At 64.9% G+C, this 24,800-nt stretch carries 22 protein-coding genes; 9 read left to right on the plus strand and 13 right to left on the minus strand.

The features are described 5' to 3' along the window. Both BFE01S_RS34905 and BFE01S_RS41460 read right to left on the minus strand, forming a co-directional pair. On the minus strand, positions 1–2,070 hold a 2,070-nt coding region (locus tag BFE01S_RS34905; RefSeq protein ID WP_063834464.1), incomplete at its 3' end, for a PAS domain-containing sensor histidine kinase. 173 nt (positions 2,071–2,243) lie between these two features. Next, entirely contained in the window at positions 2,244–3,674 is a 1,431-nt protein-coding gene (locus tag BFE01S_RS41460) for an MBL fold metallo-hydrolase RNA specificity domain-containing protein (protein WP_042339787.1), read from the minus strand. Positions 3,675–3,908: 234 nt separating this feature from the next. Between BFE01S_RS41460 and BFE01S_RS34915 the strand changes: the two genes are divergently transcribed. Together BFE01S_RS34915 and BFE01S_RS34920 are read left to right on the plus strand one after the other, a co-directional pair. After that, on the plus strand, positions 3,909–4,358 hold the full coding sequence (locus tag BFE01S_RS34915; protein ID WP_028229483.1) for a universal stress protein: 450 nt from the start codon (positions 3,909–3,911) through the stop codon (positions 4,356–4,358). Positions 4,359–4,464: 106 nt separating this feature from the next. Continuing rightward, positions 4,465–5,502 carry a zinc-dependent alcohol dehydrogenase family protein gene (locus BFE01S_RS34920; protein WP_028229484.1) on the plus strand — a complete coding sequence of 346 codons (1,038 nt, stop codon included), beginning with the start codon at positions 4,465–4,467 and terminating at the stop codon, positions 5,500–5,502. A 66-nt stretch (positions 5,503–5,568) separates the two neighbouring features. Here the strand turns inward: BFE01S_RS34920 and BFE01S_RS34925 are convergent, their stop codons facing one another. From BFE01S_RS34925 to BFE01S_RS34950, 5 genes are all read right to left on the minus strand, one after another. Continuing rightward, on the minus strand, positions 5,569–6,174 hold the full coding sequence (locus BFE01S_RS34925) for a DJ-1/PfpI family protein (RefSeq protein WP_028229485.1): 606 nt from the start codon (positions 6,172–6,174) through the stop codon (positions 5,569–5,571). A gap of 48 nt (positions 6,175–6,222) precedes the next feature. Beyond that, positions 6,223–6,648, minus strand: coding sequence for a lipocalin-like domain-containing protein (locus BFE01S_RS34930; protein ID WP_028229486.1), 426 nt, complete (start codon positions 6,646–6,648; stop codon positions 6,223–6,225). Between the two features lie 27 nt (positions 6,649–6,675). Next, positions 6,676–7,191 carry a DUF2867 domain-containing protein gene (locus BFE01S_RS41465; protein WP_052421078.1) on the minus strand — a complete coding sequence of 172 codons (516 nt, stop codon included), beginning with the start codon at positions 7,189–7,191 and terminating at the stop codon, positions 6,676–6,678. Positions 7,192–7,247: 56 nt separating this feature from the next. After that, positions 7,248–7,940 (minus strand): DUF4336 domain-containing protein, encoded by a 693-nt coding sequence (locus tag BFE01S_RS34940; RefSeq protein ID WP_028229487.1) that lies wholly within the window; start codon positions 7,938–7,940, stop codon positions 7,248–7,250. Between the two features lie 167 nt (positions 7,941–8,107). Next, positions 8,108–9,286 carry a 4-hydroxybenzoate 3-monooxygenase gene (locus BFE01S_RS34950; protein WP_028229488.1) on the minus strand — a complete coding sequence of 393 codons (1,179 nt, stop codon included), beginning with the start codon at positions 9,284–9,286 and terminating at the stop codon, positions 8,108–8,110. A 90-nt stretch (positions 9,287–9,376) separates the two neighbouring features. Between BFE01S_RS34950 and BFE01S_RS34955 the strand changes: the two genes are divergently transcribed. After that, positions 9,377–10,000: a TetR/AcrR family transcriptional regulator gene (locus BFE01S_RS34955; protein WP_028229489.1), complete on the plus strand. Its 624-nt coding sequence runs from the start codon at positions 9,377–9,379 to the stop codon at positions 9,998–10,000. Between the two features lie 100 nt (positions 10,001–10,100). Here BFE01S_RS34955 and BFE01S_RS34960 read toward each other — a convergent pair whose 3' ends face one another. From BFE01S_RS34960 to BFE01S_RS34970, 3 genes are read right to left on the minus strand one after another with little or no spacing between them, the layout of a single operon-like run. Further along, positions 10,101–10,838 (minus strand): ABC transporter ATP-binding protein, encoded by a 738-nt coding sequence (locus tag BFE01S_RS34960; protein ID WP_028229490.1) that lies wholly within the window; start codon positions 10,836–10,838, stop codon positions 10,101–10,103. A 36-nt stretch (positions 10,839–10,874) separates the two neighbouring features. After that, a complete protein-coding gene (locus BFE01S_RS34965; protein ID WP_028229491.1) occupies positions 10,875–11,894 on the minus strand; it encodes a taurine ABC transporter substrate-binding protein in 1,020 nt (339 codons plus the stop codon). Between the two features lie 22 nt (positions 11,895–11,916). Further along, a complete protein-coding gene (locus tag BFE01S_RS34970) occupies positions 11,917–12,741 on the minus strand; it encodes an ABC transporter permease (protein ID WP_042339807.1) in 825 nt (274 codons plus the stop codon). Positions 12,742–13,127: 386 nt separating this feature from the next. On the opposite strand from BFE01S_RS34970, the gene pdxR reads away from it, so the two are divergent. The 5 genes from pdxR (at position 13,128) to BFE01S_RS34995 (ending at position 19,090) form a co-directional block, all read left to right on the plus strand. Next, positions 13,128–14,654, plus strand: coding sequence for a MocR-like pyridoxine biosynthesis transcription factor PdxR (gene pdxR / locus BFE01S_RS34975; protein ID WP_028229493.1), 1,527 nt, complete (start codon positions 13,128–13,130; stop codon positions 14,652–14,654). 147 nt (positions 14,655–14,801) lie between these two features. After that, a complete protein-coding gene (locus tag BFE01S_RS34980) occupies positions 14,802–15,206 on the plus strand; it encodes a nuclear transport factor 2 family protein (RefSeq protein WP_028229494.1) in 405 nt (134 codons plus the stop codon). A 134-nt stretch (positions 15,207–15,340) separates the two neighbouring features. Continuing rightward, on the plus strand, positions 15,341–17,152 hold the full coding sequence (gene xsc / locus BFE01S_RS34985; protein ID WP_028229495.1) for a sulfoacetaldehyde acetyltransferase: 1,812 nt from the start codon (positions 15,341–15,343) through the stop codon (positions 17,150–17,152). Positions 17,153–17,291: 139 nt separating this feature from the next. Continuing rightward, on the plus strand, positions 17,292–18,332 hold the full coding sequence (gene pta, locus BFE01S_RS34990; RefSeq protein WP_028229496.1) for a phosphate acetyltransferase: 1,041 nt from the start codon (positions 17,292–17,294) through the stop codon (positions 18,330–18,332). Then, a complete protein-coding gene (locus BFE01S_RS34995; RefSeq protein ID WP_028229497.1) occupies positions 18,329–19,090 on the plus strand; it encodes a sulfite exporter TauE/SafE family protein in 762 nt (253 codons plus the stop codon). The genes pta and BFE01S_RS34995 overlap by 4 nt, the downstream gene beginning before the upstream one ends. 59 nt (positions 19,091–19,149) lie before the next feature. On the opposite strand, the gene BFE01S_RS35000 is transcribed toward BFE01S_RS34995, so the two are convergent. The 3 genes from BFE01S_RS35000 to BFE01S_RS35010 all read right to left on the minus strand — a co-directional run bounded on the left by BFE01S_RS35000 (position 19,150) and on the right by BFE01S_RS35010 (position 23,358). Next, positions 19,150–20,883, minus strand: a complete 1,734-nt coding sequence (locus tag BFE01S_RS35000) for a cobaltochelatase CobT-related protein (protein ID WP_042339794.1) — start codon at positions 20,881–20,883, stop codon at positions 19,150–19,152. Next, complete coding sequence (locus BFE01S_RS35005; protein ID WP_028229499.1) at positions 20,880–21,869, minus strand: AAA family ATPase; 990 nt, start codon at positions 21,867–21,869, stop codon at positions 20,880–20,882. The genes BFE01S_RS35000 and BFE01S_RS35005 overlap by 4 nt, the downstream gene beginning before the upstream one ends. A 70-nt stretch (positions 21,870–21,939) precedes the next feature. Continuing rightward, the gene (locus BFE01S_RS35010) at positions 21,940–23,358 is read right to left on the minus strand and encodes an NAD(P)/FAD-dependent oxidoreductase (protein ID WP_028229500.1); all 1,419 of its coding nucleotides are present in this window, start codon (positions 23,356–23,358) and stop codon (positions 21,940–21,942) included. 504 nt (positions 23,359–23,862) lie between these two features. On the opposite strand from BFE01S_RS35010, the gene BFE01S_RS35015 reads away from it, so the two are divergent. Next, positions 23,863–24,660: an IclR family transcriptional regulator gene (locus BFE01S_RS35015; protein WP_028229501.1), complete on the plus strand. Its 798-nt coding sequence runs from the start codon at positions 23,863–23,865 to the stop codon at positions 24,658–24,660. The last annotated feature ends 140 nt before the right edge of the window (positions 24,661–24,800 follow it).

Consider the following 24,800-nt stretch of genomic DNA (forward strand, 5'->3'; position numbering starts at 1 on the left):
GTCGAGTTCGAACGTGAGGCAAATGGCAAAGCCTTCGCCCGGCGCGGTATCGATATCGACGGTGCCGTTGAGCATGTGCGCACGCTCGCGAATGCCAAGCAGACCGAACGATTTGTCGTGCCGGGTGCGATGCGGCGAGCCGCCGGCATCGCGCTCGGTGCCGCGGCCGTTGTCCACGATGCGCAGGGTGCAGCGCTGCCCCTCGACTTCGAGCGTGAGGACGACCACGCTGGCTTCCGAGTGGCGGGCGACGTTCGTGAGCGCCTCCTGGACGATGCGAAAGAGCGTGGAGGCCGCGGCGTTCGAGAAGGTCGTATTGCCGGTGTGGATGTGGCGCTGCACGGCGATGCCGTAGCGGCTCGTGAAATCGTTGGCGAGCCATTCGATGGCCGGCACGAGACCCAGGTCGTCGAGCATGACGGGCCGCAGGTCGGCCGCAATCCGCCGCACGGCCCGCACGGTGGAATCGATCAGCGTGCTCATGCCTTCGATACGCGCGGCGAGATCCGGCGTGAGGTTGCCCTTGAGCCGCTGTTCGAGCGTGGAGAGGTCGATCTTGAGGGCGGTGAGCTGCTGGCCGAGATCGTCGTGCAGCTCGCGCGCGATGCGGGTTTTTTCGGCCTCGCGCACGTTTTGCAGATTGGCCGAGAGTTCGCGCAGCTCTTCGCGCGAGCGCCTGAGCGAATTCTCCGCGCGCAGGCGCTCCGTGATGTCGCGCAGCATGACCGTGTAGAGCTTGCCGGAGCGGTCGCGGATCTGCGAAATCGACGCCTCGATCGGAAACTCCTCGCCACTGGCGCGCACGCCGTAGAGGACACGCTGCTGGTGGCCCATCTGGCGTTCGGTGACGCCGGTGGCGCCGAACTGGTCGACGTGCCGCTCGTGGGCCGCGCGAAAGCGCTCGGGAATGAAGCGCGCGAGGGGCGAGCCGATCGCCTCCATGGCGGAGAGCCCGAACACGAATTCCGCGGCCGGATTGAAGATCACGACGCGCTGGGTCTCGTCCACGGTGATGATGGCTTCCATCGACGAACGGATGATGCCCATCATGCGCGCCTCGTTCAGGCGCGCGTCGCCCTCGGCCGGGGTGGGGGCCGGCACGGCACGCGGGCGGGCCAGGCGAAACGCGAGCGCGGCGCACAGGGCGGCCACGAGGGCGCCGGCGAGCAGGATGGCGGCCGCGCAGGTGAAGGCGCCGGTGAGCAGGGGATTGGCGGCGGCGCTCGTCTTCAGGGTGAGCGTCGTGCCGCCGAAGGCGAGCGTGTCGGTGCGCTCGACGCGCGAGCCCGGCATGACCTCGTCGGTTTCGGCGGGCGCGCTCCGGTAGAGTTCGACGCCAGGCTGCCCGGCGCTTACGGTCAGCCCGAGATCCGGCTGGGTGGCGAGGATGGGCTCGAACAGCCGGCGCGGGTCGAGCAGGGCCACGGCGAAACCGGAGACGGGGCGCGTGGCCGCACCGGCCGCCGCTGGTTGCGCGTACAACGGCAGATAGAGGGTCAACAGGGGCGCCGCGTTGCCCGGAATCGTTTCCACGGCGAGCGCGACGCTGCCGGTTTGCGCCGCATAACGGCGCGCGGCCAGGGCCTGAGCCTGGTCGGCAGCGGTGTGCGCAACGACGTCCGGAGGCGCCGCGGCGAGTCCGGACCACAGGATTGCATCGCCGGTCGGTGCGGACGCACCCTTATCCGGCTCGGCGCGCGGCGCAACGTAGCCCAGCGCAACGACCGCGGAGCGCGAGCTTTCCAGGTCGAGCGCCAGCACATAGCGCTGCCAGCCCGCGGGATCGGGCGCGGGCGTTTGCGCCAGCCAGCCGCGCGCGCCGCGCAGCATGGCTTCGTCGGCGATGAGCGCCTGCCCGGCGGTCACGCGCAGGGCGGACGTGCGGCGCGCAAAGCGTTGCTCCGCGGCGGCTTGCCACTGCTGGACGACAAACGCGGCAGCGAGGCCCGCCAGCGCGAAAGCGACGATGAACGCCAGCGCGGCGGCCACAGCCGGCCTGCCGGCCAGGCCTGCGCGCACCGGGGCCGCGTCGCGCGCGGCGGAGCGATGCGGATCAGCGTCTGGACTCATGGCCTGAATCCGGGGCGAGATGCTTGCGCGGGACGGGTGCGTCAGCCATTCGCGTGTATAGGGTGGTGTCGAGGGAGGGCGCCCGGTGTCGGATGTGCCGTGTCACGCGGGTCGCTTATCCCGATTTTACGTGGATGGCCGCTCTGGTGGAGGGAAAACGCGCACGCAGACGTTCAGGGGTTGTGCTCCAGCGGATTCGGAAGGCGAGCCTGGGCAGTCCCGGACGGGCTGTCGCGGACCGGCGCTTCGGGCAACTCCACCGTTTCGCCGAATTCGGGCACGCAGCAGTCCCAGTGCAGCGTTTCGACAATGCGCCGGCGCAGCGCGTCGGCCGCCGCGGGTTCGCCGTGGGTGACGAACGTGCGTACCGGCGGACAGGTCATGCCGGCCAGCCAGCGCAGCGTCTCCCGGTAATCGGCGTGAGCGGAAAGCGAGGAGATCGAGGAGACCTCGGCGCGCACGCGCACATAGTCGCCGTGCAGCTTGATGGCCGGCGCATGCGCTTCCAGCGTCGCGCCGCGCGTGCCCGGCGCCTGATAGCCGACGAGCGCGATGGTGTTGTGCGGGTCGGACGCATAGAGGCCCAGGTGATGCAGCACCCGCCCGCCCGTGGCCATGCCGCTGCCGGCGATGATGATCATCGGCCCGCTGCGCGAGGCAATGGCCTTCGAGTCGTCCACCGTCCGCGTCATGAACGCCGCGTGGTCGAGCACGTGCAGTTGCGAGAGCGTCAGCCGGTGGTCGCGCATGTGGCGCCGGTAGAGATCGGTCACGCTGATCGCCATCGGGCTGTCCAGAAACACGGGAACGTTGGGCATGCGCCCGCTCTCCTTGAGACGCGCGATGTAGTAGAGGATCTCCTGCGCGCGTCCCACCGCGAAGCAGGGCATCACGACCAGACCGCCGCGCGCGAACGTGCGCGCGAACATCTCGGCCAGCTCGTCCTCGGGGTCGCGCGCGGCGTGAAGCCGGTCGCCGTAAGTCGATTCGACCACCAGATAGTCCGCGTGCACGGGCGGCGCCGGTGCGCGCATGAGCGGGTCGTCGGGGCGCCCGAGATCGCCGGAAAACGCCACCACCGTATGGCCGCAGCAGATCACGACGCTGGCCGCGCCGAGAATATGGCCGGCCGGCAGCAGCCGGAAGCTCAGGTCCTCGCCCAGAGAAACAGGCACGTCGAACTCGCGCGGGCCGATGAGCCGCAGCGCGGCTTCTGCGTCTTCGGAGGTGTAGAGCGGCAGGGCCGGGTGGTGCTTCGAAAAGCCATGACGGTTCGCGAACGCGGCATCCTCTTCCTGCAGGCGGGCGCTGTCGCGCAGCATCACCTCGCACAGATCGGCGGTGCCCGGCGTGCAATAGACCGGCCCGCGGTAGCCATTGCGCACCAGCACCGGCAGGTAGCCGCAGTGATCGATGTGCGCATGCGTGAGGATGACCGCATCGAGCGTTTCGGCCGCAAAGGGCAGCGGATCCCAGTTGCGCCGCCGCAGGTTCCGGGGGCCCTGAAACAGCCCGCAGTCGATCAAGAGCCGCTTGCCCCCGGCTTCCAGCAGGTAGCGCGAACCGGTGACCGTTTGCGCGGCGCCCAGAAAGGTCAGTTTCATCGTGGTCTCCTCAGCATGCGCCCCGATAGCGCCTGATGCCGATTGAAGCGCGCTTCGCGGCGGCCCCATTGACCTGAATCAGACAGTAGAGCGGGGCCGGGGTCCGATTGACGGGGGCAGATTCACCCTCGCTCCGCTGTCTCTTGATGCAAATCAATGGCCTGACGCCGCGAGATCCGATGATGGGCATAGACCAACGCGATGCGTACCGGCTATCCCCGGATGAGGCAAAGTATGTACGAGAGGATTCTGATAGCGTTCGACGGCAGCGACACCTCGAAGCGGGCGCTCGACGAGGCGCTGCAACTCGCGCGTTTGACTGGCGGCCAGGTTTGCGTGGTGCACGTGACCGATATCGTGGCGCCGCTCGGCCTGGGGCTGGGCTACGTCCCGGCGGATCTGATCGAGAAGTACCAGGACGAAGCCAGAAAGCAGCTCGAGGCGGTGCGCTCCGAAGCAAAGGCGGCGGGCGTGAACTGCGAGACCCAGGTGCTGATGCTCGAAACCGTCACCGACAGCGTTGCGCAGTGCCTGCAGCGGTGCGCGACGCGCTACGGAGCGCAACTCGTCGTGCTCGGCACGCATGGGCGGCGCGGCGTCAGGCGCGCGTTCCTCGGCAGCGTGGCGGAGGCGTTCGCTCGCGATTCGGAATGCCCGGTGCTGCTGGTGCGGGGACAATCGTGATGGTCTGCGCACATCCCCCAGGACCGCCGCGTGACCGAACTCGCCGGTGCGGGCAAGGGCGCGGGCGGGCGGCGGCAACCTCAACTCGAATGACGATGGAGAGAACATGAAAGCACTGGTCTATAACGGCCCGGGCCGCTTTGCGGTCGAAACGCGCCCGATGCCGGAATTGCAGGCGCCTGGCGACGCCATCGTCAAGATCTCGAAGACGACGATCTGCGGCACCGACCTGCACATCCTCAAGGGCGACGTGCCGACCTGCACGCCTGGCCGCGTGCTCGGACACGAAGGCGTTGGCGTGGTGCAGGAAGTCGGCAGCGGCGTGACGGGTCTCAAGGCCGGCGATCACGTTCTGGTGTCGTGCATTTCGAGCTGCGGACAATGCGAATACTGCCGCCGCGGCATGTACTCGCACTGCAAGACGGGGGGCTGGATACTCGGCAACCGTATCGACGGCACGCAGGCCGAGTTCGTGCGCATCCCGCACGCGCAGACGAGCCTGTATCCCATTCCCGCCGGCCTCGACGAAGCCGCGCTCGTGATGCTCTCGGACATCCTGCCGACCGGCTTCGAATGCGGCGTGCTCAACGGCAAGGTCGAGCCCGGCAGCACGGTCGCCATCGTCGGTTCCGGGCCGATCGGACTGGCCGCGCTCCTGACCGCGCAGTTCTATTCGCCCGCGCAGATCATCATGATCGACATGGACCCCAACCGGCTGGAGTGCGCGAAGGGTTTTGGCGCGACCGCGTGCATCGACACGCGTGCAACCGACGCAGTCGATGCGGTGATGAAGCTCACGGACGGCGTGGGCGTGGATTGCGCCATCGAGGCCGTGGGCGTGCCGGCTACGTTCGAGTTGTGCCAGCAACTGGTGGCGCCGGGCGGCACCATCGCGAACGTCGGCGTGCATGGCGTGAAGGCATCGATCTTCCTCGACAAGCTCTGGGACCGCAATGTGGCGATCACGACGCGCCTCGTCGATACCGTGAGCACGCCGATGCTGCTCAAGACCGTGTGCGCGGGACGGATCGATCCGGGGCGTTTGATCACGCATCGGTTTGCGTTTGACGATGTGCTCAAGGCTTATGAGACGTTTTCGCACGCGGCTAGTACACGGGCGTTGAAGGTCGTTATTGAAATGTGATAATTTATCTTATGTAAAATCAATCACATCGGATAAAACTGCTGCCTTTGAGTGACCGCATCGAAACTACATTCGCATGCCTTCGCGAATGCTCGAATCGATCAGTTGTTCGTATATTTCTCTTTGACCGGCTGGGATAAGCTCTCGCAGCGTTTCCCGGCGCTTATTTTTGCCAAATAGCGTCTCGACCACCCAGCCGGTCAGATACACGGCGGAAAGGCACCCGCCTGCCGTGGCAACGTTTCCATTGCATACCAGCGCCTGATCCAGGACGTCGATGCCCATTGCCTGAAGTCCTGACTTTGCGTCGGGATGGGTCGTTGCCGGGCCTCCTTTCAGAAGACCCAATTGGGCGAGGATATACGCGCCGGCGCAAATAGAGCCAATAAGCTGGCATGCCGGATCGAGGGAGAAGGCATGCATGAAAGCTGCATCTTGCAGCGCCGCTTTCACGCCTGCCTTGCCGCTGGAAAACAGGACGACGTCGGCATCGTTGGCTTCCGCAAGGCGTCCGTGAGTTTGCACCAGCATTCCGTGCGCGGAACGGTGTTGCTCCTGGGCGCCTAATAGCTTTACCTCCCAATCGCTGCGATTTCGGCCAAGGATGTCCCACATTAGAAATAGGTCTATGTCCGTAAAGCTGTCGAAAATGACGATGGCGATGGTTTTCAAGGGTATTGGATATCGGATGGCCGGGATGCGAATTCAGTGCAGGGAAATTTACTCTCGTCTAAAACTGAGAATACCGCGCGCCATTGATTTTCCGGATTCCAGGGGATTCGGCATCCAGGCCGTAGTGATTTCAAGCGTGTCTCCATCAAGCTTGTAGAACCGCTCCTGTTCACTACCGCTCCAGGCTTCATTCCAGGATGAATCCACCTTCGTGATGAGCCTGTCGCCGTCTATCCGATATCGACCTGTATAGGCCATCATTGTGCGCAGGAGTGCCGCCAGGATCTCATTCGTATTGCCCGGCTCCCGCGCCTTTGCGGTAATGAGGGCCATCATTCGCCCGTCAGAACCGAGGATAAGATACCCATTGGGGTCGGCGCCCCACGGTTGCGTGCGCTCCTTTGAGTCCTGGTGCTCTGTAACTAGAGAAACCAGCCGCCAGCTACCGTGCAGCTTATTGTCGTGCTCAGACATACTCCCTCCTGTGGTGTTTCGTTCGACCTACCTGGCTTCCGGAGACATGTTGCTACGCCAACTCACTGCCCGCTTTAGCAGCAAGCGGGACAGGAGCTTGTGAAACGGCATGATGATAATTAGATAGACCCATCCAAGGGGATGGTTGATCTTGACCAGGGTTGCAATCGTCACTTCAGCCCCCTTCTCCCCCGGTTGTATGCGGATCCAGATTCGAAAATCCAGGTGCTTGTCGTCACCGCCGACGACGACTTCCGTGCCCGATCTGGAAATAATCGGAAACACGTCGATCTTCCCCAGTCCGCGATCGCTGAAGTCGATACTGGCCCGCAGTCCGAATGGTGCCACGATTTTATTGCGCAAGGCCATCAGCCACCCGGCCATGGGTGGCTGATCGGCGAACACGGCACGCGCTGCTTGTTCGGCGTCGACGTAGATTCGATTCGCCCGACCGGAATAAGCATCGGAAAAATCAATGCGCGTCAATTCTGACGCACGAATTGCCGCCATCGGCGTGGGAATCAGCAAGACTTTGTTTGCCATGAGTCGGCTCCGAAACTATGCGGGTAAGGGGCAGCTGCGCCGCCGCCATGCCTGGGTCAACCCAACCGGTGGCCCAGCCAATCTGTTAGCGCGTGTTGAACGGCTTCGTGCGCGTGGTCTTCGATGACTGCGTTGTGTGCGACCAGCAGTCGCTCGGCCGGCCACGCCAGCAGCCGGGCTGCACTGCGTCGGGCCGCGGCCCGATCCCGCAAGAGCAACCTGACGGTACGTGGCACGCCAAGGCGGGCGCGGACGCCTGTGAGGCACGCGTAGAGCCGTGCCGGGAACGCCAACTCCCCCGCCCACCATTGCAACAGGTCGGTGACGATGAGCGTACGGGATCGCGGATGCCACCAGATGGTTTCGTTCGCGAATGGAATACCCTCAAACAATATCGACTCGAGTTCGCCCGCCCAGGGCGCCTGCGCGTCTGCCGGCATGTCTTGCAGGGATAACAGGTCGGGCCGCTTCTCGCGGAGGCCCGGCGCACCGAACAGGCTGGCCTCGGGATACGCACGAAGGCAGTCCGCCACGAAGAGATGGTGCGTCTTGCTTGGTGCGACGATGCAGCGTACTGGCCCGAGACGGTCGAGCGCGGCGTACTGCGATTCATTCATCGGCACCGGGGAATGGAGCCAGAGCCCGCCGTCCGGGAAACGGACAATCGTCATTCGCGAGGTGATCGGCAAACCATTGACGGAGAACGGATGTCGTAAATGCCAGATCTGGTCAGCAAGCGGTTCAATCATTGGAGAAACGGGAGGGTATCGAGATGCGTGAAGTATCGCGCAGCTTCAGCAGTCTGTATTGAACGATTCCGACACGAGGCATGGAATGCCGCTTCAACCATGGACCACATTACTTCTGCCGCAAGATTATCGGCAATCTTGCCGACGCCCTCTTCCGTCCGTTTTAATTAAAAGGTTCCGCGCTGGTACTCGCCATGCAGTTGCATTGCCGTCGACGATTGGAACAACGTATCAAGACGCGCCCGGGCGATCATCTGGCGAAACGCCCCGTGTCGTGTCGCATCGCCAGCATCGTGCATCGTTTCCGTCATCCACACGCTGAACTCCTGGTATCTCCAGATGTGTGGCAGGACAGTGTCCGAATAACGCTCCAGCCCGGTTTTGTCGCGATGGTGTACCGCGCCTGTCAACGCTTGAGCGAGGACGTCGACATCGTACAGCGCGAGATTCATTCCCTTCGCGCCGGTTGGAGGCACGAGGTGAGCCGCGTCGCCGGCAAGGAAAAGATTGCGGTATTGCATCGGGGCATACACGACGGAACGCAGAGGAACGAAGTCCTTGTCATGAACTGCGGCATTCGGGATCGTGTCGTCGCACAGTCGCAACCGGATTTCATTCCAGATTCGTTCATCGGGCCAGTCCTCGGGGCCCTCGTTTAGCGCACACTGGAGGTAATACCGACTTCTGCTGGGGCCGCGAGGCAGTTGCGCGACAAATCCGTGATCACTGACGCCCATGATCGGCTGTCCGGTCACCGGTGCCTCGACCAGTGCGGCCAACCAGGCGTAGCCAAACTCGTAGCTAAACTTCCTGAGAACGCCTTCGGGAATCGAGGATCGACTAACACCGCGATTACCATCGCAGCCAACGATGTAGTCGCAAAGGATTTCATGCGGACCTGTCGAATCGGAATAGCCGACCTTAGGGCGACAGTCCTCTTCGTTGTGGATTGAAATGTCGCCAACACCGAAGCGGACGTCGCCGCCGCCAAGGTCAATGTGTTCCCGCAACAAATTCCCGACCAGCATCTGCTGGGTACAAAACCGACCTTCGCTGCCATCGTCTCCGACGGTTTTAAAAATGCGGCTTGTGCCATTAACGCGGTAATCAATGGCTTGCGCAACCGGTCCGCCAAGAAGCTTATCGGCCAACCGCCATCGTTCGAACATGCGCACGCCGCGCGCCTCAACGACCCCGGCGCGTTGGCGTACCTCGATGTACGCACGATGGCGCCGCTCCAGGACTACGCACGCCACCCCGCTACTTTGGAGGAAGGTCGCCAACGTCAAACCTGCCACGCCAGCGCCGATGATGACGACCGAGGTCGCCTCCTGCATTGCTTCCATGATTTTTTCATCCCATCTCTGGTTTCGATGGGATCAGAATATAATTTTTCAGCTACATTCTCTAATCACATTACCAGAGACGATTGCGGCGTGAAGCAAAAGATAGATATCTCTTTGAAAAAGCAGGCGAAACAGGGGCGCTCTATCGCGACGGTTGCCGCAATTTCGGAGGCGGCCACTTACATTTTGCGACATGACGGGCCACGTGGTTTCACCGCCAACAAGGTCTGCGAAAAGGCTGGCGTCAACATTGCATCGTTCTATCAATATTTTCCGAACAAGCAGGCTTTACTCTTTCACGTCGTCAAGTCCGTATGGGAAAGGCAATTTGCAAGGCTATCGCCTATCCTCCTGCGGCCCGGCTCTGACCACTCAAGCAAGCTACGGGCATTCATTCGCGAATTTTTCAGAATCGAAGCGTCAGAAGCGGACCTGCGTCAGGCATTGAAAACCGCTGCTATTGATCTCAAGGACACGAAGGAATTCCAGGATCTCATTGCCGAGGGCGCTGCACTAACGAAGGCGTTCATTAAAGACGCGCTGAAAGTCCCGGATGCGGAAAATCTCGATTTCAACGTTAACTTCATTGTCCTGCTGGTCACAAGCTTCGCCGAGAGAACAACGGACGAGCGAGTCGCGCCTGCAAAACTTATACGTCAGGCCGATCTTCTCAGCGATATGCTGATCGCACACTTCGGAATTCCTTCTGGCTGAGAGGGTCTATGACGTGCGAGAGCGGCTCGTACGCGATTGCAACGGGTACATCAAGGGATGTACCCGTCATCAATCCATCGGACCTGGTGCCGAAAGAAGCTCAATGCGCAAGAATACCCATCGCCTGCTTCTTCAACTCAAGGAAATGCGGTTCGAACGCCACCGCCGACGTCCGCGGCCGCTCCAGTTCGATGGGTACGTCGAGCGCGACCCGCCCCGGCCGCGCCGAAAGCACGACAAGACGCGTACCAAGAAAAATGGCTTCGTCGATGTCGTGAGTAATGAACACCACGGTGCAGTGAAGCTGATCCCACAGCGCCGTCAAGAAGTTCTGCATCGAACTGCGCGTCTGCGCATCCAGTGCGCCGAAGGGCTCGTCCATCAGCAGCACCTTCGGCTTCATCACTAGCGCCCGCGCGATCGCCACGCGTTGCTGCATGCCGCCGGACAGTTCGTAGGGCTTGTGCTGCGCGAAAGACTCGAGACCGATGATCCGGAGGATGTCGGCCGAGTCTTTCCTGCGTTGCGCTTTGGGCACCGAATGCAGGGACGGCCCGAACTCGATGTTTTCCTGCACGCTGAGCCACGGAAACAACCCCGCCTGCTGGAATACGACAACACGGTCGGTTCCTGGCTGGTTCTTGACTTCGCCGTCGATGTAGATGTTGCCGCGCGTTGGCGATTCGAGACCGGCGAGCAGGTGCAGCAACGTGGTCTTCCCGCAGCCGGAGGCGCCGAGCACCGTGACGAATTCGCCACCCCGGAACTGCAGATTGATGTTTTCCAGTGCGGCGGTGGCGCCGAATGTCTTGTACAGGGAATCGATAACGATATTCAAGGTCGTCTCCTGCCTGGCGGTCGAACAGTCAGTGGGTCAATGCGCGAACGATTTCGAATACTGCGGTGCCACGTTCGAGTCGAAGTTCGCCGGCACCGAGGGAATGCGGCCGATCATGTTGAGCACCTTGGCGGTATTGACCAGCGTCAGATACGTCGCGGACGTTTTGACGCCTGCGTCTAGGCCCATCACTTTCGGCGTGGTCTGGTCGGCGCCGGAGAACAGTTCGTAGCCGGCAAGTTCGCTCGTCGCGACGGGCACGGTCACACCCGTTGCTTTCGCCATCTCGGCCAGGGCCTGGTCGCGGTTCTTCATCGTCGTCTGATAGCCCTGGTCGAGCGCCGCGACGAAACCACGGACGAGATCCGGGTGCGCCTTCGCCCAGTCCGAGTTGGCAATGCAGACGTTATAGCTGGAGGCTTCCCGCGGCAGATCGCCGTCGGTCTTGATCGCCTTGCCGCCGGCCGCACGCAGCGCGCTGAACACCGGGTCCCAGACAATTGCCGCGTCGATCGCGCCGGTCACCCAGGACGTGCGCATCTGCGGCGGCGCCATGTTGATCTGCGTGACCGACGAATACGGCACATGCGCAGCCGCGAGGAAGGTGGCCAGTTCGAACGAGGCCTGCGAGCCGGCCACGATCGCGATCTTCTTGCCTTGCAGCCCGGCGACGTCGTGAATGCCGCTATCGGGTTTGACCACAATGCCGGCCGCATCCGTATAGCGCTCCTGGTTGTACACGATCGCCATCGGCAGCCCCTGGGCGATCGCGGTGACGAGTGGCGGAACGCCGAGTCCGCACATGAACGTGAGACTGTTCGACGCCAATGCGCTCATCGCGGCCGGACCCGAACTGAAGAGCTTGTATTGCACGTCGGCGTTCATCTGGTGTTCGAACATATGCTCGGACATCGACACCATGTAAGGGTCGGCGCCGTTGTCCTCGTAGCCGATGATGACCTCGGGCTTGCTCTGCGAATGAACCGCGCCCGGAACAAGGCAGCTGCCGGCAAGCACCGCCGCGCTCGCGCCATAAACCCATTGCGTCTTTTTCATTTTCGTCTCCTCTGTAACCCGATCAGTTATGTCCGCTCCAGGGAACGACCCAATTCTCTATCTTGCGAATCACCAGTTCCATTGCATAGCCGATCAACCCGATGATCACGATGCCGACGATCACGATGCCGACCTGCAGGGCTTGTCCGGCGAACTGCACGAGCCAGCCCAGGCCGCTGCTCGCCGCGATCAGTTCCGCGGCCACGAGGCAGGTCCACGCCACCCCGATCCCCACGCGCATCGCGGTGAAGATCTCCGGCAGCGCCGAAGGCAGCACGACCCTGCGGAAGATTTGCGCGTTGCTCGCACCGAGCGTGCGGGCCACCGAGATGCGCAAAGCCGGCGTGCTTTTCACGCCCGACATGGTGCCGATGATGATGACCGGAATGGTGCCGACCAGGATCAGGATGGCCTTGGGCAGTTCGCCGATGCCGAACCACACGACCAGCAGCGGTATGTAGGCGAGCGGCGGAACCGGCCGGACGAACTGCAGCAAGGGATCGATGATGTCGAACACGACCTTGCTGCGCGACATCAGGAGTCCGATGGGAACGCCGATCGCAATCGCGCCCACAAAGCCGATGACAATGCGAAAGCAGCTGATCAGGATGTCGCTGACCAGCGTCTGGCCGCCGTATCCGTTGCGGGCGATCTCCAGGAAGGCCTGCCACACCGCCACCGGCGAGGGCAGCGCGAACGCCGGGAAAATCCCCGCCATCGACACCGCTTGCCAGAGCAGGACGGCGATCACCAGCACGGCGGTCGTCAACCACCATGAACTCAATTTCCCGCGGGCGCGGCGTATCTTGATCACCGGATCTCTCGGCGAGTTGACGGGATGCTTCATCGTTTTTACCAATCTGGGCAAGGCTCTCACCACCACCTCCTCGAGTTGAAAAACAATGAGCACGCGAGAGAACGCTCGTCGGCGGCGCGGTGTTCCGCGTCATCTACGAGTTGCCTGCCCGTTAAGTCTAGGATTCTCAATCAATAAAGCGGAGGGTAGTACCAGGCGGGAGCATCCGATGGGTCCAGCGCCCGGCGCGCGCCGCTACAATTTTTTTAAGGGTTTGGCAGGCGGAATCGATCTGATATCGTCCGAATATTTGGACGACGCGCTCGAAGCCCGCCAGCGCAGCGGCGCTGCGCCGCAGCAAGCGTGGAACGCGCGCACGCGCGACAAGCGGTCTCGCACCCATCCCTTCACCCGCCCTATCAATCGCAGGAGCCAGCATGCCGACCCGTACCCCGTCCGCCCTCTGGGCCCAGCAGTTCCGACGGTCACCGGAGTCGAAAACCAGTCTGCAGCATCAGATTCGCGAGATGCTGGTCGCCTCCATTCTCAACGGGCAGTTGCCCCCCGACTCCGCCCTGCCCTCCAGCCGGGAGCTTGCCGAGCAGCTCGGCGTCGCGCGCAATACCGTCGTGCTCGCCTATCAAATGCTCGTGGAGGAAGGCTATCTGGTCTCCCGCGAGCGCAGCGGCCATTTTGTCAACCCCGCCATGCTGGAGGGCCTGCATGGCGTGACGGTGCAGCCGCCCGATGTCGTCAAGGCCGAGAGATCGGGGGCGTTGGCGCCGCCCGCGTGGAAATCCCGCATCGTGCGGCCGCCCACGGCCCAGCGCAACATCGTCAAACCGGCCAATTGGCAGAACTACGCGTATCCCTTCATCTACGGCCAGTTCGATCAATCGCTCTTCCCCACCAACGACTGGCGCGAGTGCTGCCTGAAGGCGCTCTCGATCATGGAGATCCGCAACTGGGCGCCCGACCTGATCGAGCGCGACGACGAATCGCTCATCCAGCAGATCCGCACGCGTGTGCTGCCGCGGCGCGGCGTGTTCGCGATGCCCGAGGAAATCATCATCACGAATGGCTGCCAGCAGGCGCTCTATCTCGTCGCCGATCTGCTCTGCGGAAAGAATACGACGGTTGGCTTCGAGAATCCAGGCTATCCCGATGCGCGCAACATCTTCGTGAACCGCAACGCGCGTTTGCTCGAACTGCCGGTCGACAGCGAAGGGATCGATCCGGTTCGGCTCGGCGACTCGCTGGCGCGCTGCGACTACGTGTTCGTGACGCCCAGCCACCAGTGCCCGACCACGGCCACCATGCCGGTCGCGCGCCGCCGGGCACTGCTCGAACTCGCCCAGCAGCACGACTTCGTCATCATCGAAGACGACTACGAGAGCGAGAACACCTTCTCCGGCACGCCGCATCCGGCCTTGAAGAGCCTCGATACGGCAGACCGCGTGATCTACGTCGGCAGCCTTTCGAAGACGTTCGCGCCGGGCCTGCGCCTGGGTTACGTGGTCGGCTCGCAAGAGCTGGTTCGCGAGTTGCGCGCGCTGCGCCGCCTGATGGTGCGGCATCCGGTGGCCTATATCCAGCGCGCGTTCGCGACCTTCCTCGCGCTCGGGCATCACGACGCGCTGCTGCGCCGCCTTGCGCATGCCTACAAGGAGCGGGCCCGTACGCTGATGGCGGCACTCGACACGCATTTGCCGGAGGTCCGTTACGTGCCGGTGGCCGGCGGCGCGTCGTGCTGGGTGCAAGGGCCGGCGTGGCTCGACGCCGCGCGCCTCGCGGAAGACGCGCGCGAGGCCGGCATTCTGATCGAGCCGGGCGGCGTGTTCTTCGCCGACGAGGCCGAGCACAGCCCCTGGTTCCGCATGGGGTTCTCCGCCATCAAGCTCGAGAAAATCGAACCCGGCGTGCGCGCGCTCGCGCAGGTCGTGCGCCTGCAGCAACCCGCCTGACGCTTCTGCCGCCGGGGCCTGCTGGCCCAGGCGAAAGCTCCGCACTGGTGCTACCGCCCTCGACGGGCAAACCCTAACGTGTCGACATACCGTGCTGCGCGCGATCTCGCGCGCAGCACGACGCCAGCCTTTCAACTGGAGACACGCATGGCAGACACCCTCGGCGTCCACCCCGCCGTCACGGCCGACACGCTGGCCGCCTTTTCCGATGCCTTCAACCGCCACGACGCCAACGCGCTGATGGGGTTCATGACCGAAGACTGCGTGTTCGACGCGGCCGGCGGTCCCGAGGTCTACGGCGCCCGCCATGTCGGGCGCGAGGCGGTGCGCGCCGCCTTCGAAGCGGTCTTTCGCACCTTTCCCGACGCGCACTGGGGCCACGGACGCCACTACGTCGCGGGCGATCGCGGCGTGTCGGAATGGGTGTTCACCGGCACGCATGCCGAAGGCTGGCGCATCGAAGCCGAAGGGTGCGATCTCTTCGAGTTCCGCAACGGCCTGATCGCCGTCAAGCGCGCGTTCCGCAAGGAGCGCCCGAAGCAGCCCGTCTGAGCCGGGTGTTTTGAAACGAAACGTTCCATTCCATTTCAGATTCATCCATCAAGGACGGAATCCCTTGACCCGCATGGGGCGCCGAATAGCATTCGAAGCACGGCATTCCGTCACACGACAACCGGAGACAGTTGATGAGCGAAAAGACTTCAAGCCAGACGGCCAGCGGCCCGCAGGACATGACCCCCTCCGAAGCCTTCGTCGAGACCCTCGCGGCCAACGGCGTGACCGAGATGTTCGGCATCATGGGCTCCGCGTTCATGGACGCGATGGACATCTTCGCGCCCGCCGGCATTCGCCTCATTCCCGTCGTCCACGAACAGGGCGCGGCGCACATGGCCGACGGCTACTCGCGTGTCTCCGGCCGCCACGGCGTCGTGATCGGCCAGAACGGCCCCGGCATCAGCAACTGCGTGACGGCCATCGCGGCCGCTTACTGGGCGCATAGCCCGGTCGTGATCGTCACGCCCGAGACGGGCACCATGGGCATCGGCCTCGGCGGCTTCCAGGAAGCGAATCAGCTGCCGATGTTCCAGGAGTTCACGAAGTACCAGGGCCACGTGACGAACCCGGCGCGCATGGCCGAGTTCACCGCGCGCTGCTTTGACCGCGCGATGTCCGAAATGGGACCGACCCAGCTCAACATTCCGCGCGATTACTTCTACGGCAAGATCAAGGCCGAGATTGCGCAGCCGCGCCGGCTCGACCGCGGCCCCGGCGGCGACGAAAGCCTGAACGAAGCGGCCGATCTGATCGCCGCGGCGAAGTTTCCGGTCATCATCTCCGGCGGCGGCGTGGTGATGGGCGATGCGATCGAAGAATGCAAGGCGCTCGCCGAGCGCCTCGGCGCTCCGGTGGTGAACAGCTACCTGCACAACGACTCGTTCCCGGCGAACCATCCGCTCTGGTGCGGCCCGCTGGGTTACCAGGGATCGAAGGCCGCGATGAAGCTGATCTCGCGCGCGGACGTCGTGATCGCGCTGGGCTCGCGCCTTGGGCCGTTCGGCACGCTGCCCCAGCACGGGATGGACTACTGGCCCAAAGATGCGAAGATCATCCAGATCGACGCCGACCACAAGATGCTCGGCCTCGTGAAGAAGATCTCGGTGGGAATCTGCGGCGATGCGAAGGCGGCCGCGCAGGCGCTGACCGCACGCCTCGCGAACCGTACCCTCGCGAGCGACGCCACGCGCGGCGAGCGCGCCGACCAGATCGCGACCGAAAAGGCCGCATGGGAAAAGGAACTCGACGCCTGGACGCACGAGCGCGACGCCTACAGCCTCGACATGATCGAAGAGCAGAAGCACGAGCGCACCGCCACGGGCGGCGAGTATCTGCATCCGCGCCAGGTGCTGCGCGAGCTGGAAAAGGCGATGCCCGACGACGTCATGGTCTCCACCGACATCGGCAACATCAATTCCGTCGCCAACAGCTACCTGCGCTTCAACAAGCCGCGCAGCTTCTTCGCCGCGATGAGCTGGGGCAACTGCGGCTACGCGTTTCCGACCATCATCGGTGCGAAGGTGGCCGCGCCTCACCGCCCGGCCGTCTCGTACGCGGGCGACGGCGCGTGGGGCATGAGCCTGATGGAAACGCTCACCTGCGTGCGCCACAACATTCCCGTGACGGCCGTCGTTTTCCACAACCGCCAGTGGGGCGCGGAGAAGAAGAACCAGGTGGACTTCTACGACCGGCGCTTCGTGGCGGGCGAGCTGGAAAGCCCGAGCTTCGCGGGCATCGCGAAGGCGATGGGCGCCGAAGGCATCGTCGTGGACAGGCTGGAAGACGTGGGCCCGGCACTCAAGCGCGCGCTGGATCTGCAGATGAACCAGGGCAAGACGACCATCGTCGAGATCATGTGTACGCGCGAGCTGGGCGACCCGTTCCGCCGCGACGCACTCTCGAAGCCCGTGCGTCTGCTCGACAAGTACAAGGACTTTGTCTGACGCGCCGGCAGCAGCGCGCGCGTTCGCCGGCCGCAGGCGGTGCATCCGCCTGTGGCCGCGTTTCGTATGAACACGCCAGGCGCTGCCGCGAGCCAAACTCGAAGTCTATTCGCGAGTCGATTTTCGAACCCATGACACCATGAAAGCCCTGAACGGTATCGTCGAGCGCGCGCGCCTCGCGCCCATGCGCATCGTGCTGTGCGAAGGCGAGGACCCACGCGTGCTCGCCGCCGCGTCGCGCGCAAGCCTCGAGGGGGTCGCGCGCGTCACGCTCGTGGGCGACCCCGGCGCGATCCGGGCGGCCGCCGCGCGCGAATCGGTCGAACTGGGCGAGATCGCGCTGATCGACCCGCAAACCAGCGCATGGCGCGCCGCGTTCGCCGATGAACTCGTCGCGCTGCGCGGCAGCAAAGGCATGACCCGCCAGCGGGCGTGGGAGGACGCCGCGCAGCCGCTCGTCTTCGCCAACCTGATGGTGCGTCTCGGCCACGCGGACGGCTCCGTGGCCGGCGCCGTTCACACGAGCGCCGACGTCGTGCGCATGGCCATCCAGTTGATCGGCGTCGAGCCGTCGTTCAAGCTCGTGTCGAGCTTCTTCCTGATGATGCTGTGCGAGCCGTTTCATCGCTACAAAGGCGGCCTGATCTTCTCCGACTGCGCGCTCGTGGTGGACCCGGACGCCGCACAGCTTGCCGAAATCGCCATGGCGGCCGCCGATAGCGCGCGCAGCCTGCTGGTGGAGGAGCCGCGCGTGGCGATGCTGTCGTTCTCGACGAGCGGGAGCGCCCGCCATGCCAGCGTGGACAAGGTGATCGACGCAACCCGCCGCGTGCACGAGCAGCGCCCTGCGCTGTGCGTGGACGGCGACGTGCAGCTCGACGCGGCGCTCGTCGCGGAAATCGCCGAGCGCAAGATCGCGCATTCGCAGTGCGGCGGCCACGCGAACGTGCTGGTGTTCCCGAATCTCGATGCGGGCAACATCGGCTACAAGCTCGCGGAGCGCCTGGGCGGCGCGAAGGCCATCGGCCCCCTGCTGCAGGGCCTGAACCGGCCCGCCAACGACCTCTCGCGCGGCTGCAGCCCCGAGGACATCTACTACGTGATCGCCGCAACGGCGGTCCAGGCGCAGACGGCCCGCCAGCGTGCCGTCGCTCACTCGAAGGAACCCCACGCAGCATGACGCACGAGAAGGTCCTGGTGCTGATCGTCCTGATCGGCTTCGCCAGTTATTTTCAGACGATCACCGGCTTCGGTCTCGGCATGATCGTCATGGGCGCCACGAGCGGCTTCGGCCTCGCGCCGGTTGCAAGCATCGCCACCCTGATGAGCCTCGTCACGCTCGCGAACAGCGCGGCCGCGCTGCCGGGCAAACTACACCATATCGACTGGCGGGCCGTGGGCGCCGCGACGCTGGGCGTGCTGCCCTCCGTCGTGGTGGGCGTGCTGGTGCTCGAATATCTGAGCGCCTCGGCCGCCGGCATCCTGCAATTGCTGCTGGGCGGCGTGGTGCTGTACGGCGGTCTCAGCGCCGCATTGCGGCCCGCACCGCTCGCGCAGCGCTCGAACGACCGCAGCTTCTTCGTGAGCGGCGTGTGCGGCGGCCTGTTGAGCGGCATGTTCGGCGTATCGGGGCCGCCGCTCATCTTCCAGTTCTATCGCCAGCCACTCAAGCTGATCGAGATTCGCTGCGCGCTCATCCTTATTTTCGCGGTGACGTCGCTCACGCGCGTGCTGTTCAGCGCCTGGGAGGACCATCTCCCCTCGTCGATCTGTCTCGAGGCCGCGCTCGCCGCGCCGGTCGTCATGCTCATGACGGTCGCGGCACGCCACTACCCGCCTCCGCTCTCCTCCCTTGCGACGCGCCGGCTCGCGTTTGGCGTGCTGATGGCGATCGGCGGTTCGCTCGTTCTTTGTGCGGTGAAGGCGCTGGTTCGTTGAACGGGATGGAAGGGAGCCGGGCCGGCCCGCGACGATAGCGGCCCGCAGGCTGCCTCGTGCTAACGCCGCGCCCCGATCCAGCGCGCGATGCCCGCGAGCTGTCCCATGCCGGGCGGCTCGGCGGGGTCGAGCGCGAGGCAGTGCCGGTAGTACGGACTGAGGTCCAGCCCGACGCCCAGCCCGAGCACGTCGACATCGCGCATGGCCTCGTGGCGCGCCACGACTTCCTTCAGGTGATTGTCGAGATAGAAGGCGTCGTTCGTCTGCGCCGTCGCCGTATCCATCGGGCTGCCGTCCGAGATCACGACGAGAAGGCGCCGCGCCTCGGCGCGGCTCGCGAGCCGCCCGCACGCCCATTCGACCGCCTCGCCATCCACGCCTTCGCGAAACAGGTCGGCCTTGAGCAACGCGGCGATGGCCGGGCGGGCGCGCCGCCAGCTATCGTCGGCGGACTTGAACACCATGTGGCACGTCTCGTTCAGACGCCCCGGATGCGCCGGCCGACCCTCGCCCAGCCAGTCCGCGCGAGCGCGCCCGCCGTTCCAGGCGAGCGTCGTGAAGCCGAGCACCTCGGTGGCGATGCCCGCCTGCTCGCACGCGCGCACGAGCAGATCGACGCGCATCGCGACGGACTCGATATGCGCCTTCATGGACCCCGAGCAGTCGATCAGGAATCCCACCACGCAGTCGCCGCGCGGCTGCGTCCGCTCGCGCCTGAACACGCGGCGCTCGGCCGGCGAGCTGACGATTTGCGCGAGGCGTCTGCCGTCGATGCAGCCCTCTTCCTCGCCAAAGAGCCAGCCGTCACGCTTCGGCACGGCCAGCACCGTTTGCAGCACGCGTGCGAGCCGCGCAACGTTGATGCCATGCACGGCGATGCGTTCGTCGAGCCGCGCCCGATACTCGCGCAGCAGCGCTTCGCGCACGAGTCGCGCGGGCCGGATCTCGCGGTCGTACTGCGTCGTGTACGCGCGATAGCCTTCCGCCGCCTCGGCCAGCACGCGGCTTTCTCCGCTCGGTGCGAGCGCGGGCAGATCGACGCTCGTCTCGTCGAAGTCCACCCAGAGCGAGAACGCGGTCAACGCATCGTCGGGTTCGCGGGTTTCGTCCGCGTCGTCGTTGGCGCGTGCCGCGTGCGCCTCGTCGAGCATCAGCGCGATGCGGCGTCCCAGTTCGCGTGCGTGCTCCGCATAGGCGCGCTGATCCATGCGATTCGCCCGCAGCCCGGCAAGCTGCACGCCAATCGCCGGTACGATGCCGGCACGCGTTGCCTCGATCAGATCTTCGGTCTCGTCGAGCACGGGCCAGCCGGTCACGCGCGACCACACGATCTGCGCGACCGTATAGAGCAGGATGCCGAGATGGCCTTCGCCGAGGCCCGCGCGGCAATACGCGCGCGACCAGCTATCGAAACGATGCCGCAAATTCTGCGCGAGGCCCGGCATGCCAGGCGGCAAGCACGCCTCGCAGCGCACCTGCTCGAAGAGCTCGAATAGCAGGCGCTCGATCGGGTCGTCGGGACACAGGAGCCGGTGCAGCGCGGCATCGGAGTGAAGGAGCCGCTGCGCGGCGGCGTCGGCCGCGCCACGCAGCGAGGCGAAGTCGTCCTCCCGCGCGTTGCTGCGCAGATGCGGCGCGTAAAGCGGCAGAGGCCGCAGCTCGCGGCACAGCCGGCCACCGCGATAATGCAGCGCGGCGTCGCCGGTCAGCGCGCGCACGGCGGCCGCGCACAGCGCCTCCCGCCGCTGCGCGATGCGCTCGGCCTCGCGTTCCGCCGCGCGCCCGGTCGTCACCCGCGCGGCTCCTGCGCGTCGCTGCCGTCGCCTTCGTGGGCGTCGGCAGCGGCGTTCAGCTCGACGCCAAAGCAGCGCTGGTAATACTCGGCGACGACCGGCCGCTCGGCCTCGTCGCACTTGTTCAGGAACGTGAGCCGGAACGCCAGCGCGGGGTCGCGGAAAATCTGGCAGTTCTCGGCCCAGTCGATGACCGTGCGCGGCGACATCAGCGTGGAAAGATCGCCGCTCGCGAAGCCCTTGCGCGTGAGCGCCGCCATGCTGATCATCGAGTCGACCCGTTGCCGCCCCGCGGCGTCGGCCATCTCGGGCACGCGGGCCAGCACGATGCCGGCTTCTTCCTCGCGGGGCAGGTAATTGAGCGTGGCGACCACGTTCCAGCGGTCCATCTGGGCGTGGTTCAGCATCTGCGTGCCGTGATAGAGGCCGTTGAGATTGCCGAGCCCGATCGTGTTGGTGGTCGCGAAGAGGCGAAAGTGCGCGTGCGGCCGGATCACGCGGTTCTGGTCGAGCAGCGTGAAGCTGCCGTCGCGTTCGAGTATGCGCTGGATCACGAACATCACGTCGGGGCGGCCCGCATCGTATTCGTCGAAGATCAGCGCGACGGGACGCTGCAGCGCCCACGGCACGATGCCCTCCTGAAACTCCGTCACCTGGCGGCCGTCGCGCACCACGATGGCATCCTTGCCGACGAGATCGAGCCGGCTGATATGGCCGTCCAGATTCACGCGCACGCAAGGCCAGTTCAGGCGCGCGGCGATCTGCTCGATATGCGTGGACTTGCCCGTACCGTGCAGCCCCTGCACCATCACCCGACGGTTGCGCGTGAAGCCGGCGAGAATCGCGAGCGTTACCTCCGGATTGAAGCGGTAAGCCTCGTCGAGGTCCGGCACATGGGCGTCGCGTTCGCGGAAGGCCGGCACCATCAGGTTCGAATCGAAGCCGAAGCGCTCGCGCACCGACACGAGGCAATCCGGTCCCTCCATCGCACGTTCCGTCGTCATCGCGTACTCATGTTGGTTTTCACGGCGTTTTCACCGCTGCACAGGGGGGGCCTCAGGGCTTTTCGTCGTGCCTGAAGTACTGAAGATAGAGCATGCGCTGGCCGATGCGCCGGAACGGCGCGAACGGGTGGCCGGGCAGCGGCGTGGTGAAGATCGGCAGCGCGTGCTGCGCGCCCTTGCCCGCAATGCGCTCGGCGAGCCGCCGCCCCGCCTGCTGCGAATACGACACGCCGTTGCCGCCGTAGCCGAGCGCGTAGAACACCGATTGCCGGGGATCGGGCTGGCACACGCGCGGCATCATGTCGTGGCTCACGTCCACCCAGCCCCACCACGAGTAATCGATCTCCACGCCGCGCAGCGCCGGAAACTTGCGCGCCATGCCCTCCTTGAGCAGATCGAGATGGCGCGGATTCGGCGCATCCGCGCCGGTAATCGCGCTGCGGCTGCCGATCTGCAGCCGGCCATCGGGCAGGAAGCGATAGTAAAAGCGCAGCGTGCGCGTGTCCGTGAGCACCTGGGTCGTGCGGAAGTTGCAGGCGGCGATCTCGGCTGGCGTGAGCACCCGCGTGACCATCGAGTTCGAGAGGATCGGCATGACTTTGCTGCGCAGCGTGGGATGCAGCGTCTGCGCCGTATAGGCGCCGGTCGCGATGCCAACCGCGCGCGCCCGCACGACGCCGCCCGGCGTGCGCAGATGATGCACGCCGTTGATGGTCTCCCACCCCATCACCGGACTGCTCGTGTGAACCGTGGCCCCGGCCGCGCGCGCAAGGCGCAGATAGCCGAACGCGAGCTTCAGCGCGTGCACGCCGATCCCTTCGGGCTCGTGCAATGCGCCGGCAGCCTCGTGATCGTCGATGAATTCGCGGCGGAACGTCTGTGCGCTCAGCAGCTCCGACGGGTAGCCGAATACGTCCTTCCAGACCTTCGCCTCGGCGGCCAGCTTCGCCATGATGCGTGGCCGGTGCGCGATCAGGAAGTGGCCGCCCGGCTGCGGATCGCAATCGATTTCGGCGACGAGTTCCTTGAAGTGATCGAAACCCTGCTGGATCTCGTCGTGCATTTTCAGGGCGACGTCCTTGCCCCAGCGCTCGATCCACTGCGAGCGCGAGAGGCGTCCCGAGGCGTTCTGCCCCTGTCCGCCATTGCGGCTGCTGCAGCCCCAGCTCGTGCGGTTCGCCTCCAGCACGACCGCCTTGATCCCGTGCTCGCGCGCCAGGCAGAGCGCCGTGGCGAGCCCCGTGTAGCCCGCGCCGATGATCGCGACATCGACGTCGAGATCTTTCGTGACCGGGCCGTCGTCGGGCGGCGGGCTGCCCGCCGTCGCGACCCAGTAGGTGGGCGCGTAGTCCTTGCCGTGCCCCGGGCCCGGCGAGACGAGCGGATCGTAGGTGGGGTCGTACTTCGTGGAGCCGGCGCCGCTTGCGGCAAAACCGGCGGAGGCGGCGGAATCGATTGTGCTGTATCCCATCGTCAATACTCCACGGGCTTCGTCAAGACGGTTGCCCGGGCCGTTGCGAAAGCGGTTCCTGCCGACTGCCTGTTCGTCATGCCAGTCTCCTGTCGTGTGGAGTTGGCGCTTTGGCGCCTCACGCCGATTCCATGCAAAGCTTCGTATTGGTATGGCGCTTCGTTGGGGAAAATTCTAGGCAGACCAGAATGGCTCAGGTAGAGCCAGTGGCCCGGTTTCGACTGGTACAGCGGATGCCTTTATCCGGCGGGTGCAGCATGTGCGCCGCGCAGGGACCGGTGTGACCTGTCGGGGTAATCCGCTAGGTAGCCGCATGAACTTTTCGAGGGGGGCGATATGTGCTAGAAAACTCGAACAATTCGTTTCATTTTCCCGCGCGCCCCATTCGATGGCATGTCACGCAAGCGGGCTTGACGGAGGAGACCCATGCGCGACACAGCGCAAGAAGGCGCGCCCCACAGAGCGCAAAACAGGGCGCAAAACAGAGCGCAAAACAGTGCCCCCGTGCCGCAGGAAGTCTCGTCCGCCGACGACACGCGCGTGCTGCGCGCGCTCCTCGTGCTGGAGCAACTGGCGTCGGCGGGCCAGCCGTACACGCTCTCGCAGTTGTCCGCGCGGCTGCATATTCCGAAGGCGACCCTGCTGAGGCTCATCGATTCGCTGGAAACGCGCGGCTACGTGATCCACATGCCCGACTCGCGGGGACACGACCGCAGCATCGCGCTGGGTCCGCGCGCGGCGCAGTTCGCGCTCGCCACGCTCGCCAACAACACCTTCACGCGCTCGTGCCGGGTGCTGCTGCGCACGCTCGTGGAAGCGCTGGGCGAAACCTGCAATCTCACCGCCCTTGACGGCGATCGCGTGCTCTATATCGAGCGCGTCGAGACGACGGAGCCGTTGCGCATGGAGATGCGCCCGGGCATGCACGTTCCGCTGCACTGCACCGCGAGCGGCAAGCTCTTTCTCTCGCAGATGACGATGCTCGAACGCAATGCGCTGCTCGAACGTCTCGTGCTGACGAAGATGACGCACCGCACCTTGACCACCCCCAAGGCGCTTGCGGCCGAACTCGATCAACTGGCCGTGCGCGGCATCGGCATCGACAACGAGGAATTCGTGCGAGGCATGGTCGCGATTGCGGTGCCGGTCTGCGAGCCCGGCAGCAAACGCGTGCTCGCGGCGCTCGCGGTGCACGCGCCGACTGCGCGCGCCACGCTCGAGGAACTGCTGGAGTCCGTAGGCCGCCTGAAGCAAACGGCCAGCAAACTCGCCCCGCTGCTCCAGGGGCTCTCGCCGGTTTGAACGCAGGCCGGTTCGGCGGCATCCCGGTTGCAAGCCGGCCGCTCTTCCCAGGGACTTCTGATTCCGTTTCCGCAGTTTTCGTTTCACTTTCGGCCCGTACTCATGATCGGCGCTTGCAGTCGGCCTCCCCCTATCCGACA

This window comes from Paraburkholderia ferrariae NBRC 106233, from assembly GCF_000685035.1.
GTDB classification, from domain to species: Bacteria; Pseudomonadota; Gammaproteobacteria; order Burkholderiales; family Burkholderiaceae; genus Paraburkholderia; species Paraburkholderia ferrariae.